This is a genomic window from Sphingobacteriales bacterium (assembly GCA_016699615.1).
In the GTDB taxonomy this organism is placed as follows: domain Bacteria; phylum Bacteroidota; class Bacteroidia; order Chitinophagales; family JADIYW01; genus JADJSS01.
Window position 1 is genome coordinate 1,075,608 of record CP064984.1, and the last position, 18,373, is coordinate 1,093,980.

Below are 18,373 nucleotides of genomic sequence, written 5' to 3' on the forward strand. Positions count from 1 at the left end.
ATTGCTTCACTTCGTTCGCAATGGCATTATTTTTCAAACTTGCTGTTTACTTCTTCGAATGTGTATGAGATAAATGTTTTTTGTCCGTTTGGACTAAGGTTGGGTTGGCTGCATGCAAATAGATTGTCTATCATAGTTTGCATACTTTTTTCGTCTAAGTATGTGCTTGTCTTTAATGCTGCGTGTTGTGCTAATGATTGTGCTATTTTTTGGTGCTTGTCTAAGCTGTCTATGTGTTTGCTTTCTTTATAGTTTTGCAATAGACTTTCTATTAGTTTTTGTTCGTCTTCGTTGGCAAGTTCTGGTGGCATGCCATGTACAATAATTGTGTTGTTGCCAAATGGTTCAATATCAAATCCAAGGTTTTTTAAGTCTGGTAATATTTCCTCCACATACATATAATCGTTGGCTGCCATGTGTATAGTTCGTGGAAATAAAGTTTGCTGTGAGCTTGTATTTTTTTGTTGTATTTGATGTAGGTATTGCTCAAATAATATACGTTGGTGTGCTTTGTTTTGGTCTATAAGTATAAAGCCGCTTTTTACTTGTGTTAGTATATACTTTTGGTGTATTTGTATTGGTTTAAAACTATTTTGTTGTACTTCATCATCATCATCGTTGTGTTGAATTTTGCTTTGTAAGGTTACTATCTTCTGTTCTGTTTCTTGGTCTAGCAAATATAGTTTTTCCCAATTATTAAAATTATCTACATGTCTTGCTTCTGTGTATTCTCTATTCAATTGGTTTGTCATATCGCTACGACTTGCCTTTGAGCTTAATGTTTTATACTCGCTCTCAATTGTATTTGATGTATCATTATTAGTAATGAAATTGAATTGAGTATGGTGCTCAAAATCTATAGTTGGCATTACACTGTATTGTGCTAGTGCATGTTTGGCTGATGCTCTGAGTAGTGCATACACTGATTTTTCGTCTTCGAATTTTATTTCTTGTTTACTTGGATGTACGTTAATATCTATTGCTGATGGTAATATATTGATAAACAAACAATAAAATGGAAATGATTTTTCTTGTATTAATTGTTCGTATGCACTTGCTATTGCATGATTGAATAGATTGCTTTTGATGTATCTATTATTTGTAAAAAAGAATTGTTCGCCGCGTGTTTTCTTAGATAATTCTGGCTTGCCAATAAAACCAAATACGCTTACGTATTCTGTTTTTTCATCTATTGGCACTAATTTATCATTATAATTTTTACCAAAAATACTTACAATTCTTTGTCTTAAGTTGCCTTGTTTTAGGTGATAAATTTCAGAACCATTGTGGTGTAGTGAAAAGAAAATTTGTGGATTGGCTAATGCAACATGTAAAAACTCATCTATAATATGTTTGGTTTCTATCTGATTGGATTTTAAGAAATTTCTACGTGCTGGTACATTATAAAATAGGTTTTTTACAGCAATAGAAGTGCCATCTGTTGTGGCACATGGTTCTTGAATAATTATTTTACTTCCTTCGATAATTACACAAGTACCAATATTTCTTTCTTGCATTTTTGTTTTTAGTTCTACGTGTGCTACTGCGGCAATAGATGCCATTGCCTCGCCACGAAAACCCATGGTGTATAAATTGAATAAATCATTGATGTTAGAAATTTTAGATGTTGCATGTCTTTCAAAGCACATACGTGCATCAATTTCACTCATTCCTGTACCATCATCAATTACTTGGATGAGTGTTCTTCCTGCGTCTTTAATAATGATTTTAATATTCTTAGCATCAGCATCTATAGCATTTTCCATTAATTCTTTTACTACAGACGCTGGCCTTTGAATTACTTCTCCAGCTGCTATTTGGTTGGCAATTGCATCGGGTAATAATCTAATCTTTTCTGCCATAATTGCAAATGTACGATATCATAAATTTTAAAACAAACTTAATTGCTTATTGATGTTGAAAGTAATTCTGTGCAAAGGTGTGTAGCCAAATGTCCACACTGCTTTTTTGTGTTCTGGTGTTGGATAGCCTTTGTTTTTTTGCCATTGGTATTTTGGAAACTGACTATCGTAGGCTAGCATTAATTCGTCTCTGTATGTTTTGGCTAAGATAGATGCTGCTGCAATTTCTACATAAGTAGCATCGCCTTTGATGATGGTTTGGTGCTCAATATTGTTGTATGGTTTAAATCTGTTGCCATCTATCAATAATAATTCTGGTTTTTGTTTCAAATTATCTATTGCTTGGTGCATAGCTAAGTAAGTGGCTTGTAGAATATTTACTTTATCTATTATTGTATTATCAATAATTCCGATTCCAAAACTTATTGCACTGCTTTCAATAATTGGTTTTAATTCTTCTCTTTGTTTTTCGTTCAGTTGCTTAGAATCATTTAGCAATGGATGAAAAAAATCTTTTGGCAAAATAACTGCTGCTGCAACAACTGGACCAGCAATGCAACCACGACCTGCTTCGTCTATTCCTGCTATTATTTTATTAGAAGCAAAATGTTTAAGCATATTATACTATTTGCTGTTCTATATTGAATTGCATATCATATAATTTTTTGTAGTAGCCATCTTCTTTTTGAATCAATGTTTGGTGGTTGCCAGATTCTATAATATGTCCATTTTCTAGTACGATGATATTATCTGCGTGTTGTATGGTAGATAATCTATGTGCTACAATAATTGATGTTCTATCTTTTACTAATTTTTCTATTGCATGTTGTATTAATATTTCTGATTCTGAATCTATTGATGATGTAGCTTCGTCGAGTACTAATATGCTTGGATTGTACACTAATGCTCGAATGAATGATAGTAGTTGCCTTTGACCAACAGAAAGTGTTGCGCCTCTTTCTTGAACTTTGTAATCGTATCCGTTTGGTAGTTCTATAATAAATTCGTGTGCACCTACCAATCTTGCTGCTTCTATTACTTTCTCTTTGCTGATGTCTTTATTTTTTAATGTAATATTATCTAATATACTTCCTGAGAATAAGAACACATCTTGCTGTACGTAGGCAAATGCTGATCGCAATAAATCAAGTTTATATTCTTTGATATCAATATCATCAATGAGTATTTCTCCTTTATTGACATCATAGGCTCTGTTTAATAAATTGATAGTGCTTGATTTTCCTGAGCCTGTGGTACCAACTAATGCTAATGACTTGCCTGCTTCTATTGTGAATGATATATTCTTTAATACATAATTTTCATCCGTATATGCAAAAGATACGTTGTTGAATTCTATTTTACCTTTAAATTTGTGTTGCTCAATTGTTCCGTTGTCTGTTATATATTCATTATTATCTAATAGTTTAAAAACTCTTTCTGCTGCAATGATGCCCATTTGCAATGTATTGAACTTGTCTGCTAGCATTCTTAATGGTCTGAATGCCATATTTAGATACATAATAAATGCTGCAAAAATACCTAAGTTACTTTCTTGCTGAATGACTAATTTGCTTCCGTACCAAATGAGTAAGGCAATTGCTAATGCTAATACAATTTCTACAAATGGAAAAAATATTGAAAAATATAGTACCGATTTATCATTGGCTTTGTAGTGTTCGTAATTGATTTTTTCAAACTTTTTGTACTCACTGTCTTGTGCATTAAATATTTGTATGATGCGCATGCCAGAAATATGTTCTTGTACAAATGCATTGAGTTGTGCTACTCTTTCTCTTACTGTATGGAATGATAATCTTACTTTTTCTTTAAAAATATAAGTTGCCCAAAGCATTAGAGGAAACGTAGTTAAGCATATTAATGTTAGTTTCCAGTTTAAGAAAAACATACATGCTATTACAAATATTAGTGTAAGTATATCTGTAAGTATGGTAATAAATCCTTCTGAAAAAATATTGTTTACTGCTTCTATATCATTAATTGTTCTGGTTGTAATAACACCAACTGGTGTTTTGTTGAAATAGCTTAATCTTAAATCTGTAACATGATTAAATAATTTTGTACGTAGGTACTTCATAATAGATTGTCCAAGTACTGTAGATTGTAAGCTAAATACATATTTTAGCATAAACTCTAATAATATATTAATGAAAATAAATGCAGACATCCATTTTATACCTATTCCATTTTGTTGAATAATATCATGGTCTATGGTATATTGTATGAGCATTGGACGTATAGGCGAAACAATGGAAAGTGCTACACCAACAACTACACAGAATACAAACTTTTGCTTAAATGGATTTGTTAAAGCGTATACTCTTTTTATTGTTTGCCAATCTGTAGTTTGCTTCTCTTTCATTTGTTTTCTTCTGTTGTATGGTATTGTACTTCCCACAAAAATAATCCTTTAGCTGGAACTACAACTTTTAATGGCATTGTTATTTGTTGTTGAAATATATCTATCCACGCATCTTTTGATATTTTGTTTGTGCCAACCATCAATAAGCTACCTGTGATGGCACGCACCATATTTCTTAAAAATCTATTAGCAGAAATTCTAAAAACAATATTATTGTTATGTACACTAAAGTTTGATTCGAAAACTGTGCATATAGAATTTTTATTATCACTTCCTTTCTTTTCAAAAGAAGAAAAATCGTGTGTGCCAATTAGATATTTGGCAACATCATTCATCAATTCAATATTTATTTCATTAGAAAATAAAAAACTATAATTTTCTTGGAATGGATTTTTTTGTTGATGTATAAAATATTGGTAGGTGCGTTTGTTGGCATCAAAACGTGCATGCCATTCATCAGCTACAGCGTTTTTTTTTATTGCAATGCTTTTCCCAAGCAATGCATTTAGATTGTATAAGATATTTTCAGGCAAAGCAATATCTGTATCAAAATGAGCAAAATATTGTTGTGCATGTACGCCTGTGTCTGTTCTGCCACAACCAACAATTTCTATTTTGTTTCGCAATATTGTAGACAAACTTTCTTCTATGGTTTGTTGCACAGAAATTCCATTAGGTTGATTTTGCCAACCACAAAATGTTGTTCCATCATATGCTAGTTCTAAAGCAAAGCGCATTTGTGGTGTAAGATACTACAGAAAACATTAAGCTATATTGAATTTATTGCTTAATTTTGGTCACCAAAGTATAAATTTCTATAATATGATACAAAGAATCCAATCAGTTTATTTATTATTAGTTGTAGTTGCTATTGTTGCGTTTATTTTTGTTCCGTTTGGTAGTGTAAAAATGGAAGATGTACAACAAGTTTTGACAATCAAAAAGGTTGTTCCTCTTACAATTGCAAGTGCTGTTGTTGGTATAGTTGCGCTTGTTTCTATATTTTTATTCAACAACAGACAATTACAAATGCGTATTGTGCTTTTAAATAGTTTTTTATCTATTGTACTAATTGGATTGTTTATTTATGGTTTACTAGCACATGTTGGTTTGGATAAATATTCTTTTGGTGCTGGTGCTATTTTTCCAGTTTTTATCTTCATTTTTAATTTATTGGCTTATAGTGCCATCAAATCTGATGATAAGTTGGTAAAAAGCATGGATAGATTGAGATAGGAATTAATAATTCCAAATTTCTATAAAGCCATTGGCATCAATTCCACAAATAATATTCTGACCAATTTTGATGTCTTTTAGATTAGGTACATCTATGAAATTTATGGTTTCGAATGACATCATATTATATGCAAAAATCTTATTGTTGGTTGTTGTATAAAGCAATAAATCTTCTTTTAGAGAAAACGAGTTTATATTAGGTATTGGCAAGTGATTTTTATATGTTCCTGTGTTGTCAAAAATATAGATGCCTTTGCTTGTGTCATTCACATATAGTTTTGTGGATATTTCTGAGATTGCATATGGCATAATGCTTGTGTTGGTATAGATATTCAAATTGCTTGTTGTGTAGATAGATTTTCCTTGTTGGTTGATTTTGATTAATGCCTGTTTGATTTCATCCCAAATCCATAGATTTTCATTATCGTAAGAGATGCCAATTGTAGTAATAAGGTAGTTTTCTATATTGTATGTGTCAATAATTTCTATTACACCAAATCGTTTATCTAACACAATTATTTTCCCAAAATCTTCGCAGAAAAGTACTGTTCTAAATGTATTTTGACTAATAATTTTTGTTTGTTCGTTGATATATATGCTTCCATATAATGCTAAGAATTTTCCTTGACTGTCAAATTTCTTTACTCTGCCTTTTTGAATGATTAGTACTTCATCAGAATAATTTACTTGAACATGAAATGCATTTTCTTTTAGTATTGCATTTAATTCTGGTACTTTAGCATTAATTAGGTTAATGATAAACATTAAAACTGAAAAACAAATTATATGTATTGACTTATTATTCATTTATGTTATTTTCAAATACATTTAATGCTAGATTGCTTCCATCAAATACTGCATAAGTGAAATTTACAATCCAATCTCCAAGATTTATGTACATTGAACTACTAGATATATCTAGCTTCATCGGCAAATGACGATGACCAAATATGAAATAATCTACATTATTTGTTTCCAATTTCTTCTTTGTATATGTTATTAACCATTCGCTTTCTTCTCCTTTAAATTTTTCTGTTTTAGGATCTGTAAAACTACTTCTACTCCAAATTTGTGCAATTTTTATACCAATATCTGGATGCACCCACGAAAACAGGTATTTACATATTGGATTGGTAAATATTTTTTTAAGTGTTTTATATTTGGTATCGCCTGGTCCTTTGCCATCGCCATGTGTAATGAAAAATGTTTTTTTATTGGCTTTGAGTAATATTCTATCTTCTACAAGTTTTATGTCTAATAGTTGCTCTAGGTAGTCACTCATCCACAAATCGTGGTTTCCTTTTATAAAGTAAATATCTATTCCTTTTTCTCTTAGTTCAATAATTTTTGCAAAAAAACGGATGAAATATTTTGGCACAGCATGTTTATACTCAAACCAAAAATCAAAAATATCGCCTACAAAAAAGATAGTTTGTGCATCATTTGCTATTGATGATAAGAAACGAACTACTATTTTTTCTCTTTGTAATGATTGTTGTTCATTTGGTGTACCCAAATGTATATCTGATAAAAAATATATTTTCCTATTGTTTTGTAATTCAATATTTAGAGACAACTCTTTGTACATCTATTATCTTCAATATAGTATTTTTATTTTTTAATATGCTTTAGCAAACAAAACTCTTTCTTTACTTGGATTTCCAGTAAGTACGCACTTTCCAGCTTCTTGTTCATTATTCAGAGGAATACATCTGATGGTGGCTTTTGTTAATTCTTTTATTTTCTCTTCTGTTTCAGAAGTGCCATCCCAATGTGCTGCAACAAAACCACCTTTTGTTTCTAATACTTGCTGAAATTCTTCGAAACTTTCCACTTTAGTAATATGTTCATCTCTATAATTTTTTGCATTATTAAACATATTCTGTTGTACATCATCTAACAATTGTTGTATTGTTGCTGTTGCATCATCCAAGTTGTAAGTTTGTTTTTCTTTAGTATCTCTTCGAGCAATTTCAATTAGATTGTTTTGCAAATCACGCATGCCCAATACAACACGCAGTGGATAGCCTTTGAGTTCGTATTCTGCAAATTTGAACCCTGGTCTTTTTGTTTCGTCAGTATCAACTTGTACTCTAATATCTTTTGCTTGTAAGGCTGTTTTTATTTCATTTACTTTACTGAGCAATGTTTGGTTGTCTATTTCATTTTTTCCTAATAGTGGAATAATGACTACTTGATGTGGTGCAATTTTTGGTGGCATTATCAAACCTTGGTCATCAGAATGTGCCATAATAAGTGCGCCAATTAGTCTGGTAGAAACGCCCCAACTTGTTGCCCAAACATATTCTTCTGTATTTTCTTTATTTACAAACTTTACATCAAATGCTTTAGCAAAATTTTGCCCTAAAAAGTGTGATGTGCCTGATTGTAATGCTTTTCCATCTTGCATTAATGCCTCAATTGTATAAGTATCTTCGGCACCAGCAAAACGTTCGTTAGCAGATTTTTTTCCAATAATTACTGGAATTGCCATGTAATTCTCTACAAAATCTGCATACACTTGTATCATTTGCTCGGTTTCTGCAATGGCTTCTTCTTTTGTAGCATGTGCTGTATGTCCTTCTTGCCATAGAAATTCTGCTGTGCGTAAGAATAATCTAGTACGCATTTCCCATCGAACTACGTTTGCCCATTGGTTTACTAGAATTGGTAAATCTCTGTATGATTGTATCCATTTTTTATATGTATTCCAAATGATAGCTTCAGAAGTTGGTCTTACAACTAATTCTTCTTCTAATTTTGCTTCTGGATCTACCATTAATTTTCCTGCTTCATCAGGATTTGTTTTCAATCTATAGTGTGTAACTACTGCACATTCTTTTGCAAAACCTTCAGCGTTTTTCTCTTCGGCTTCAAACAAACTTTTGGGTACAAACAATGGGAAATATGCATTTACGTGTCCTGTTTGTTTAAATTTTCTATCTAAAACATCTCTCATGTTTTCCCAAAGTGCGAATCCGTATGGTTTGATAACCATGCAACCACGCACAGCACTGTAATCAGCAAGTCCTGAATTTAATACTAAATCATTGTACCATTCGCTGTAATTTTCTGCTCTTGATGTAACTACTTTACTCATTTTATCTGTTAATAATTATATTTTGAAAGATTTTAAACCTTATAATAACCTAAGTCTATTTTAATTAACACTTTTTGGTATGTTTTTTGAAACTATTTTGTTGTAATTTTGATTATACAAATGTAGTAGAATTAATTTTGCTAAACAATTAAATATTATTTTATGAAAATGATAAAAATATATATACTCGCACTTCTTACAATACCAATGAGTGTGTTGGCATCTGATGATGTTTATGATGATTTTACACCAAGTGTAAAACAACAAAAGCAAAAAACCACATCGTCTTCTAGCCAAGGTTATAATAATTCTAACAGTAACAACGATTATAATTACTCTAACAATAATTATAACAAAAGTGGAAGTTATGGTGGTTATAATAATGGCAACAATAGTAATAACAACAACCAATACGATTCATATTATGAAGAAGATGGTTATAATAGCACCGTATCTTATACTGAAAGAATAAGAAGATTTCATAATCCAAATGTTCAGTTTGGGGTAAGCTTCAATTCATGTGGTTCATGCTATAGTAATTCATTTGCCTATAATGATTGGATGTGGCGTTCTGGCTCATTCTTTGGACCAAGTTGGTATGGTGGCAATAATGTAACCATAATTGTTCAACAAAATAATGGTTGGAATAATTGGAACTCATGGAATGACCCTTGGAATAGTTGGAATAGGTATGGGAATTCGTGGAATAGCTGGAATAGACCATATAATGGTTGGAACAACTCGTGGAATAGTTGGAACTCGTGGAACAGTCCTTGGGGAAATAATTATGGCTATAATAATTTTGGTTGGAATAATTGGAATAGTTGGGGAAATAACTATGGCTACAACAACTATGGTTATGGTTACAATAATTATTATAACAACTATCCTAGCAACAATAATAAAGCTAACAATACAGTAAATACACCAAGACCTAGTAATTCTACTAACAAACCAACTTACAATAACAATAGTAATTACAATAATTCAAACAATTCTAACAACAATAATAACACTACGATAAACAAGAAATCATCAAATCCAAGTAACAATAACTCTAACGGAGATAATAATATAAACAAAGGAGATAACAACTATTATAAACAACCTAAGCAAGAGAATAATAGCAATTATAAAAACTCTAACTCAAACAATAATAGCAACTATAAAAGCTCTCCGAGTCCAAGTCCGAATTATAATAATAATTATAAAACACCATCTCAACCTAGTCAATCTACTACACCATCTGGTATAAAAGTTAATAAAACACCAAAATAAAAATAAACAGACATGTACCCAAAACAAGCATATCTTATACTTGTATTTCTAAGTTTTGCCTTTACTCTACGTGCACAAAGTGATGTTGATGCGCTTAGATTGAGTCTACAATACAATACTGGCAATGCAAGAAACTTAGGTGTTGGAAATACAATGGGCAGTGTTGGTGGCGATATTAGCAATATCAATACCAATCCAGCTGGATTAGGTAGAATTTCTACTACTGAATTTAATATTACACCAGCTGTTACTATTTTTAATTCTTCATCAGAATATATTGGAAATAAGTTGGAAGACACAAAATTGAAATTTAACTTATACAATATTGGTGCAGTATTTGGCAGTAAATATGGCAAAACAGATAGCAAATTTGGCAAGATAAGATTTGGAATTAGCTTTAATAATATTGCAAATCTAAATCAGAACTTTTATATGTCTGGCTACAATAGCCACAATAGTCTAGTAGATAGATATTATGAGCAATTTTTAGATAATGCTACAACAACAAATGACTTAGAAAATATGTATCCTTTTGGTGCCAGCTTAGCGTATGCTACTGATTTAATTTATTTTGATACGCTTGATAATGGTATGTACAGTGCATTGAATAATGGAAATGTGCAACAAGATATTATTATACAAAGAAAAGGAAGTCTAAACGAAGCTGCATTTGCATTAGCCAGCAATTATAATAATAAGATAAGTTTTGGTGCAACTATTGGAATGCCTATTTTAAATTTTACAGAAACAACAAAGCACAAAGAAACAGATAAATTTGACAGTAGTTTTAATTTTAATTTCTTTGAACAAACTAATACTTATAAAATGAGTGGTGTTGGTGTAAATCTGAAATTAGGTATTTTGGCACAGCCAACCAAAAATGTCCGTTTGTCTTTAGCATTTCATACGCCAAGTATTTTATTTATTGATGATGCATTTAATAATAAAATTGATGCAGACTATAATACTTACACTGCTGATGCTACATCACCAGATGGCTTGGTAGAATACAATCTTAGGTTGCCTTGGAAATTATTGACTGGTGCATCATACATTAATAAATATGGTTTTGTATCTGCTGAGTATGAATTGAGTGATGCTGGCGCTGCAAAGTATAATTATAAAAATGCAAATGCTGATATTAAAGAAGAGCAAGCTCAGCTTAATGAAACTATACAAGATAAATACAAATTATTTCATACGATAAAATTAGGTGTTGAAGGAAAATTTGACCCAATAAGAATTAGAGCTGGTTTCCAATATCAAACTACACCATTTGACAATAGTGTTGTGGTTGATGCCAATTCTCAACGCAATTTTATTTATAGTGCTGGCTTAGGTTTTAGAAAGAAAAAGTTTTATGCTGATGTTGCTTATCAATTTGTAAAAGGTGTAGAAAGCTATACACCATATGTATTGCAATATGAAGATGCAAGTTTGCAAAACACAGCTCAGAATAGCTTTAAACGTTCTGTTGTTGCATTGACAATTGGATTTAAACTATAGGCTATTTTGAATCTATTACTTTATTAAACCAATCGAACTGTGGTGTTTCTTCAGTAAATTTTTCTTTTACCTTATCGCCTCTTAGCTGAATTAGTTTTTTGTGTGCCTTGTATATTTTTGTAAAATACTCTTTGTGATATCCAATATCTTTTTGTCTATTTACATAAGCAATAAATGCGTTCAATTGCGATTGGTACCAATCTAGCTCATTCATTTCATATAGTATTTTAAGTTGAAGGTTTTTTGCATTCAAATTCCACAAAACATCTTTTAGTACACTTGTGTTTAGAATGTCTAATGCTGCTGAATAATCTTCCAATTCATACAATATTTTTGCACGATTAAAATCGATTGTATTCTCTTTATATTCTTTATTTAATAGATACTCATACTTAATAATAAAATCTTCAGCATCAGTATATCTTTTTAATTTTATCAATACTGTAATGATATTTGTAAATGTAAATCTACTTATCTCATCATTTTCTAAGAGTAATTTTTGTTCTATGGTATAAATATACAAATCATATAAAATAGCATAATATCTTTCATTATTTGAATTTACCATTCTGATACAAAAGTTAATTGCCAATCGATACAATTCATTCAAATCATGTTCATCAAATAGTTGTTCGTGTTTTTTTACGTCTTCCAGAAAATCTTGATACATACTTTCTACACCATCTGTATGTATTCTATAAATATTGTAGTAAATTCTTATTTGCGGAATTTCTATTAATGTATCATCTTCTTCTATTAGTTTTAGTATATGTTTTAGCAAGATATTTTTAGCCTTTGTTGCTGTAATTTCTTTGATAGACATTAACCTAGTGCTGTATTTTAATACTTCAATAATTACGAAAGTATTTAGGTTTACAATTACCTCATTAATATTAAAATCACCAGATCTATTGTCTTTTGCTTGTATGTCGTATAGTATTCTGTTTAGCCTAAATAAATCGAAATAGTGATTTGCATTTTTTACAGTATTCTCTTTTACATTATCAATAGTGTCTGTTATTTTATTTTGTGCATCTTTCAACAATTCTTTTTTTACATAATACTCAGACAACAATACATCTTTTAAGATATCATTCTCATAAGCTTGCTTAAAAACAATGAAAGATTCAATCACTTTTGATGCTTGAAATATGAGTTGTCTCATATAAGTATCATTATATTCATTATTTGGAAAGATATATTCGAATACTCTATTCTTGTCTAATGATAATTTTGTTACGTTTTTTCTTGTCTCAATATATTTAAAAATACCTAAAACTTCTCTATATTTTATAACAAAACCAGAAGAATAGAATTTCTTAAACTGCCTCTTTTCTTCTTTATTTAATGAATTATATATGGTAACAAACCTAGAATTGTACATAATTGTTCTAAAAATCTTATAACAAATATAGAAATTTATATTTGATAGTATTATAACAAATATACAACTTTACATTGAGAACTAATTTAAAGTATTTTATTACTTATTGCTAACACGATTTAAAGATGAAAAGGAACTATAGAGAACTTGTTCATAGGATGAGTGGCATATTCATATTCTGACTCTTCTGCTTTATGTTGCTTGTGAAGGTGATAAGATAACAGAAGAACCAGATAAGAGTAATCAAAGAAAGATAAAAAAATCTGTAAAGATTCATGATGATAATATAAATGGTAGCAACTTGAGAATAGATGATATTAGAATACAACAAACAGCTAGTTACTTTATAGAAATGATGGAAGGTTAGATAGTTTGGCTGTGTTTACTGATAGTTTTGAAACTATTATGTTGCGTACATTAAAACTATACTATCTTCCAAATAATATTGTAAGAGGTTACCATTATGAAGGTTCTACATTAACTGTAATGGATTATCATTGACACAGAAACAGTTTACTGCATTTACAGATACTTTGAACACACCTAACTTTGGTATCTATTTTGCCTATAATGAAAATTATCTTATTGATATAAAAGCAATTTTTGGAACAACTATCCATTTCTCAAATTTCCTATACGATACTAACGATAATATTACTCAATATACAATTTCAGGGAATGGTGCTCCTTATGGAAAAACTACGCTTATAAAATACACTTATGACTATACAAAGACAATGCCTCAAAGTTTCGATTTGAAATTTAGTATAGCTGGAATAAGATTTTGGTATGCAGGTGGAGTCAATGTCATTTCACTGATGGGTATGAATGTAGGCAAAGGCAATAAAAATTGGTTGTTAGAGATGAAGCAGCTTGAACAAACAACAGGAAATACATTGAATGTCTTTAAATATCATTATACAACAGATAGTTATAATGATATATCAAAAAGAGATGTGATATTGAATGATACAGTGTCAGTGTTTTACAACTATATATATGAATAAAATTTAATTAAAATAACAAAAACTCCATATATCACACTTTAATTAGTTAGTTAGTTTTCATTTGGCTATTACGCAATGTAATAGCCTTTATTTTTTTATAGAAACTCAAACTGCTAATTACAGCATTCCTTTGGTGCTTGGCAAATCTGTGCCTTCAACTTTTACAGCCATTTTTATACTTTTGGCAACTGCTTTAAAAATTGCTTCTATTTTATGATGTTCGTTTTCGCCTTCAGCTTTTATATTCAAATTACATTTGGCTGCATCTGAAAAGCTTTTCCAAAAATGATAAAACATTTCTGTTGGCATGTCTCCAACTTTTTCTCTATTAAATTTCACTTTCCATACCAACCAACTTCTACCAGAAAAATCTATAGCTACTTGTGCCAATACATCATCCATTGGAAGTAAAAAACCATATCTACTGATACCTTTTTTGTTGCCTAAGGCTTGATGAAATGCTTCGCCTAATGCAATTGCTGTATCTTCGATGGTATGGTGCTCATCAATATGTAAATCTCCTTTTACTTTTATTTGCATATCACAACCTGAGTGCTTGGCTAATTGTTCTAACATATGATCGAAGAAATGCAGGCCTGTTTTAATGTCTGCCTTTCCCTTTCCATCTAAATTAATTGCAATACTAATTTTGGTTTCGTTGGTATTTCTAATGATATTAGCTGTTCTATTTTTGTTGGTAAGGAAACTTGCTATCTCATTCCAATTGTCGGTTTTTAGTGCAATAGATTTTTTTAGTTCACTTTGGTTGAGCTTGTTATCGTCTGTTTTGTCTGCACTTCTACCTATTAAAATTCCTTTTGAACCTAAGTTTTTTGCTAATTGAATGTCTGTTAGTCTATCGCCAATTACAAAAGATTTTTCTAAATCATATTTTGTGGTATCCAAATAGTTGGTTAACAATCCTGTGTTTGGTTTGCGTGTAGGTGCGTTATCTTTTGCAAATGTTTTATCAATAAATATATCTTTAAAAATAATATTTTCATTTTTTAAAATATCTAACATTAGGTTATGTACTGGCCAAAAGGTTTTTTCTGGAAATGCTTTTGTGCCTAACCCATCTTGATTGGTAACCATTACAAGCTTATAGTCTGACTCTTGTGCAATTTTCTTTAACGCAGAAATAGCATCAGGCAAGAATGATAATTTCTCATAACTATCAACTTGAAAATCATCTTTTGGTTCTACTATGATTGTGCCATCTCTATCTATAAATAATACTTTTTGTTTCATAACAAACTATAAGTTAAACATATTTCTTTAAAGCTTCAATAAATTTTTCGTTTTCAGCTTGCGTACCTATACTCACACGAAGGCAACCTTTTAGTAGTGGTGCTTTGTCTCTATTTCTTACAACAATTCCATTATCTAATAAATATTTGTATGCTTTGTTTGCATCTTCAACTCTAAATAAAATAAAATTTGCATCTGTTGAAAATATTTTTTGTATCCAATTAATTTTACTCATTTCAGTTAATAAATATGTTCTATTATTATTTAAAATATTTACATACTCCTTTTTTTTATCTACATTATGTAATGCTTCTATTGCTAAATTCTGTGAGTGTTGATTAACATTGTATGGCATCTTAATCACATTCATAAATGAAATTATATCTTGATGTGCGTATAACATACCCAAACGTGCATCTGCCATTCCCCAAGCTTTTGAGAAAGTTTTTATCACAACTAAATTTTGATATTCATTCAGCATAGACAAGCAACTTTCTTTGTCAGAAAAATCTTGATATGCTTCATCAATTACAATTAGTCCATCGAATTTTTGCAATAATAATTGTATATCATTTTTATTAATACTGTTGCCTGTTGGATTGTTTGGTGTACAAATAAAAATAATTTTAAGCTGTTTATTTTGTTCAACTTCTGTAATGATTTTGTCTATATCTAATTGGAAAATTTCTGGCAATAGATTTATTTCATTAATCTTTACATGATGTACATTTGCTGCATGCTCATACATTGGAAAAACTGGTGGACAAATTAAGATTTCATCCTTGCTACTATTGCAAAAACAACGAACCAAAACATCAATACATTCATCACTTCCGTTACCTAAAAATATTTGATCTGTGTTTAGATGTTCTATGTGTGCTAATGCTACTTTTATATCATACTGCAATGGATCTGGATATCTATTGTGTAATGTGTTGGTTACTGAACCCAAACTGTTTTCGTTGGCATCTAAAAATATAGCTTGCTTGCCATCGTACTCTAAACGTGCCGAAGAATACGCATGCATATTTTTTATATGTGCGCAAACTAAATTATCAATATTAATATTTTTCATTTATATTTTTTATATAAATTATTTTAATCTTATACTTACTGCATTTTTGTGTGCTGTAAGTTGTTCGTATTCTGCCATTATCTCAATAGTTTTGCCTAAGTTTTGTAAGCCTTCTTTTGTAATTTTTTGAAACGTAACTTTTTTTACAAAACTGTCTACACTTACGCCACTGTATGCTGTAGCATAACCATTGGTAGGCAAAGTATGGTTGGTACCACTTGCATAATCTCCTGCGCTTTCTGGTGTGTATGCGCCAATAAATACTGAGCCTGCATTGGTAATTTTATCTAATAATTCATCTGCATTATCTGTTTGCAATATTAAATGTTCTGGTGCATATTGGTTTGAAAACTTGATACATTCATCAATATCATTTAATAATATTAATCGACTATGTTCTAATGATTTTAAAATAATTTCTTTACGTGATAAATCTTCAATTTGTTTAAGTACTTCTTGTTCTACTTCTTCTAACTTTTGTTCATTATCTGTAAGAAATATTACTTGGCTATCTGCACCATGCTCTGCTTGTGCTAATAAATCTGCTGCTATAAATGCTGCGTTTGCATTTGCATCTCCAATAACTAATACTTCACTTGGTCCTGCTGGCATGTCTATAGCAACGCCATAATTATTTACTAGTTGTTTTGCTGCAGTTACATATTGATTTCCTGGTCCGAATATTTTATTTACACTTGGAATGCTTTCTGTGCCAAATGCTAATGCTGCTATTGCTTGTGCACCACCTACTCTGAATATTTGTGTAACACCACATTTATTTGCTGCATATAAAATTGCTGGATGAATTTCTCTTTTTTGATTTGGTGGAGAACACAATATTATATTTTTACATCCTACAATTTTTGCTGGAATTGCAAGCATTAATACCGTAGAAAATAATGGTGCGCTACCACCAGGAATGTATATGCCTACATTTTCTATTGGTAAATTTTTTCTCCAACAATTCACACCACTTGTTGTTTCTATTACTTGTGGTTCATTTACTTGTAGCTGATGAAATTTATAGATATTTTCATAAGCTATATCAATTGCTTGTTTGAGTTCTTCATCAACTAATGCTATTGCACTTTGTATTTCTTCAACTGATACTTCAAAATCTTGAATGTCTATTTTATCAAATTTTAATGAGTAGTGTCTTAATGCTTCATCGCCACCATTGTAGACATCATTAATAATTGGTTGAACTGTTGGTACTATTTCTGCTAAACTTTGTGATGGTCTTTCTAAGATACTTGCCCATTCTAAACCTTGCTCTGGATATTTTATAACTTGCATAATAATATTTTTAGTCAATTATTTGCTCGATAGGCATAACAAGAATACCTTCTGCTCCTGCATCTTTTAGCTTTTGAATAATTTTCCAAAAGTCTTTTTCTGGTATTACTGAATGTAATGAACTCCAACCTTCTTGTGCTAGTGGCAATATTGTTGGACTTTTGATTCCTGTAAGAATTTTTACTACTTTATCAATATTATCATTTGGAATATTTAATAATATATATTTATTTTTCTTTGCTTTTTTAACAGCATTTAGCCTAAACAATAAATCGTCTAAGATAATTTTTTTCTCATCAGACAATTGCTTGTTTCCAATCATTATTGCTTCTGATTGAAATATTTGTTCTACTTCTTTTAGTCCATTGCTGAGCAAAGTAGATCCAGTAGAAACGATATCACAAATGGCGTCTGCCAAACCTATGCTTGGTGCAATTTCTACAGAACCAGAAATTATATGTATTTCTGCTTGTATATTGTTTTTGTCTAAGTATTGTTGTAAGATTTTTGGATAAGAAGTAGCTATTGATTTTCCTTGCAAATCTTGGATTGATGTATAAGCGAAACTTCTTGGTACTGCCAATGATAGTCTGCATCTTCCAAATCCCATTTTCAAGATTTCGTCTACGTTTTTATCAGATTCTACTAAAACATTTTCGCCCACGATGCCAATATCTGCAACGCCATCTTGAACGTAATCTGGAATATCATCATCTCTTAGAAATAAAATTTCGAGTGGAAAATCGTAGCATGTTGCTACTAACTTTCCTGTGCTATTAGGAAAAGATATGGCGCATTCATTTATCAGTTCGATAGATTTTTCGCTTAATCTTCCTTTTTTTTGTATTGCAAGTTTTAGAATTGACATAATATAAATTTACTTTAGTAAAATTAAAAAATAGAATAAAATATAAAGATTGATATAAATATAAAATACACTCCTACTTGGAGTGATGTAGTAAATGAAAAATACTATTGTAGTTGTATATCATTGTAAA

16 protein-coding genes are annotated in these 18,373 nt (G+C 30.4%); 4 read left to right on the forward strand and 12 right to left on the reverse strand.

The annotated features are described in order from the left end of the window. Nucleotides 1–26 precede the first annotated feature (26 nt). From mutL to truA, 4 genes are read right to left on the reverse strand one after another with little or no spacing between them, the layout of a single operon-like run. Nucleotides 27–1,862: a DNA mismatch repair endonuclease MutL gene (gene mutL, locus IPK18_05130; protein ID QQR98897.1), complete on the reverse strand. Its 1,836-nt coding sequence runs from the start codon at nt 1,860–1,862 to the stop codon at nt 27–29. 27 nt (nt 1,863–1,889) lie between these two features. Then, entirely contained in the window at nt 1,890–2,480 is a 591-nt protein-coding gene (locus IPK18_05135; GenBank protein QQR98898.1) for a ribonuclease HII, read from the reverse strand. A 1-nt stretch (nt 2,481) separates the two neighbouring features. After that, nucleotides 2,482–4,242, reverse strand: coding sequence for an ABC transporter ATP-binding protein (locus IPK18_05140; protein ID QQR99299.1), 1,761 nt, complete (start codon nt 4,240–4,242; stop codon nt 2,482–2,484). Further along, nucleotides 4,239–4,979: a tRNA pseudouridine(38-40) synthase TruA gene (gene truA / locus IPK18_05145; protein ID QQR98899.1), complete on the reverse strand. Its 741-nt coding sequence runs from the start codon at nt 4,977–4,979 to the stop codon at nt 4,239–4,241. The genes IPK18_05140 and truA overlap by 4 nt, the downstream gene beginning before the upstream one ends. A gap of 85 nt (nt 4,980–5,064) precedes the next feature. On the opposite strand from truA, the gene IPK18_05150 reads away from it, so the two are divergent. Next, entirely contained in the window at nt 5,065–5,478 is a 414-nt protein-coding gene (locus IPK18_05150; protein QQR98900.1) for a DUF4293 domain-containing protein, read from the forward strand. A gap of 3 nt (nt 5,479–5,481) precedes the next feature. Here IPK18_05150 and IPK18_05155 read toward each other — a convergent pair whose 3' ends face one another. Genes IPK18_05155 through IPK18_05165 form a run of 3 tightly spaced genes read right to left on the reverse strand, consistent with a single transcriptional unit; the run spans nt 5,482 to nt 8,578 of the window. Further along, complete coding sequence (locus tag IPK18_05155; GenBank protein ID QQR98901.1) at nt 5,482–6,285, reverse strand: hypothetical protein; 804 nt, start codon at nt 6,283–6,285, stop codon at nt 5,482–5,484. Beyond that, nucleotides 6,278–7,066 (reverse strand): UDP-2,3-diacylglucosamine diphosphatase, encoded by a 789-nt coding sequence (locus tag IPK18_05160; protein QQR98902.1) that lies wholly within the window; start codon nt 7,064–7,066, stop codon nt 6,278–6,280. Before IPK18_05160 ends, IPK18_05155 begins: the two co-directional genes overlap by 8 nt. Before the next feature lie 30 nt (nt 7,067–7,096). Next, the gene (locus tag IPK18_05165; GenBank protein QQR98903.1) at nt 7,097–8,578 is read right to left on the reverse strand and encodes a proline--tRNA ligase; all 1,482 of its coding nucleotides are present in this window, start codon (nt 8,576–8,578) and stop codon (nt 7,097–7,099) included. A 168-nt stretch (nt 8,579–8,746) separates the two neighbouring features. Between IPK18_05165 and IPK18_05170 the strand changes: the two genes are divergently transcribed. Further along, nucleotides 8,747–9,856 carry a hypothetical protein gene (locus tag IPK18_05170; protein ID QQR98904.1) on the forward strand — a complete coding sequence of 370 codons (1,110 nt, stop codon included), beginning with the start codon at nt 8,747–8,749 and terminating at the stop codon, nt 9,854–9,856. Nucleotides 9,857–9,868: 12 nt separating this feature from the next. Then, the gene (locus tag IPK18_05175) at nt 9,869–11,362 is read left to right on the forward strand and encodes a hypothetical protein (protein QQR98905.1); all 1,494 of its coding nucleotides are present in this window, start codon (nt 9,869–9,871) and stop codon (nt 11,360–11,362) included. A 1-nt stretch (nt 11,363) separates the two neighbouring features. Here the strand turns inward: IPK18_05175 and IPK18_05180 are convergent, their stop codons facing one another. Continuing rightward, nucleotides 11,364–12,746 carry a hypothetical protein gene (locus IPK18_05180; GenBank protein ID QQR98906.1) on the reverse strand — a complete coding sequence of 461 codons (1,383 nt, stop codon included), beginning with the start codon at nt 12,744–12,746 and terminating at the stop codon, nt 11,364–11,366. Nucleotides 12,747–13,243: 497 nt separating this feature from the next. Between IPK18_05180 and IPK18_05185 the strand changes: the two genes are divergently transcribed. Further along, the gene (locus IPK18_05185) at nt 13,244–13,753 is read left to right on the forward strand and encodes a hypothetical protein (GenBank protein QQR98907.1); all 510 of its coding nucleotides are present in this window, start codon (nt 13,244–13,246) and stop codon (nt 13,751–13,753) included. Nucleotides 13,754–13,870: 117 nt separating this feature from the next. Here the strand turns inward: IPK18_05185 and hisB are convergent, their stop codons facing one another. From hisB to IPK18_05205, 4 genes are read right to left on the reverse strand one after another with little or no spacing between them, the layout of a single operon-like run. After that, nucleotides 13,871–15,004 carry a bifunctional histidinol-phosphatase/imidazoleglycerol-phosphate dehydratase HisB gene (hisB, locus tag IPK18_05190; GenBank protein QQR98908.1) on the reverse strand — a complete coding sequence of 378 codons (1,134 nt, stop codon included), beginning with the start codon at nt 15,002–15,004 and terminating at the stop codon, nt 13,871–13,873. A gap of 13 nt (nt 15,005–15,017) precedes the next feature. Then, nucleotides 15,018–16,079 carry a histidinol-phosphate transaminase gene (gene hisC / locus IPK18_05195; GenBank protein ID QQR98909.1) on the reverse strand — a complete coding sequence of 354 codons (1,062 nt, stop codon included), beginning with the start codon at nt 16,077–16,079 and terminating at the stop codon, nt 15,018–15,020. A gap of 18 nt (nt 16,080–16,097) precedes the next feature. Further along, nucleotides 16,098–17,375, reverse strand: coding sequence for a histidinol dehydrogenase (gene hisD / locus IPK18_05200; GenBank protein QQR98910.1), 1,278 nt, complete (start codon nt 17,373–17,375; stop codon nt 16,098–16,100). A gap of 10 nt (nt 17,376–17,385) precedes the next feature. Beyond that, entirely contained in the window at nt 17,386–18,246 is an 861-nt protein-coding gene (locus tag IPK18_05205) for an ATP phosphoribosyltransferase (protein QQR99300.1), read from the reverse strand. Between the last annotated feature and the right edge of the window lie 127 nt (nt 18,247–18,373).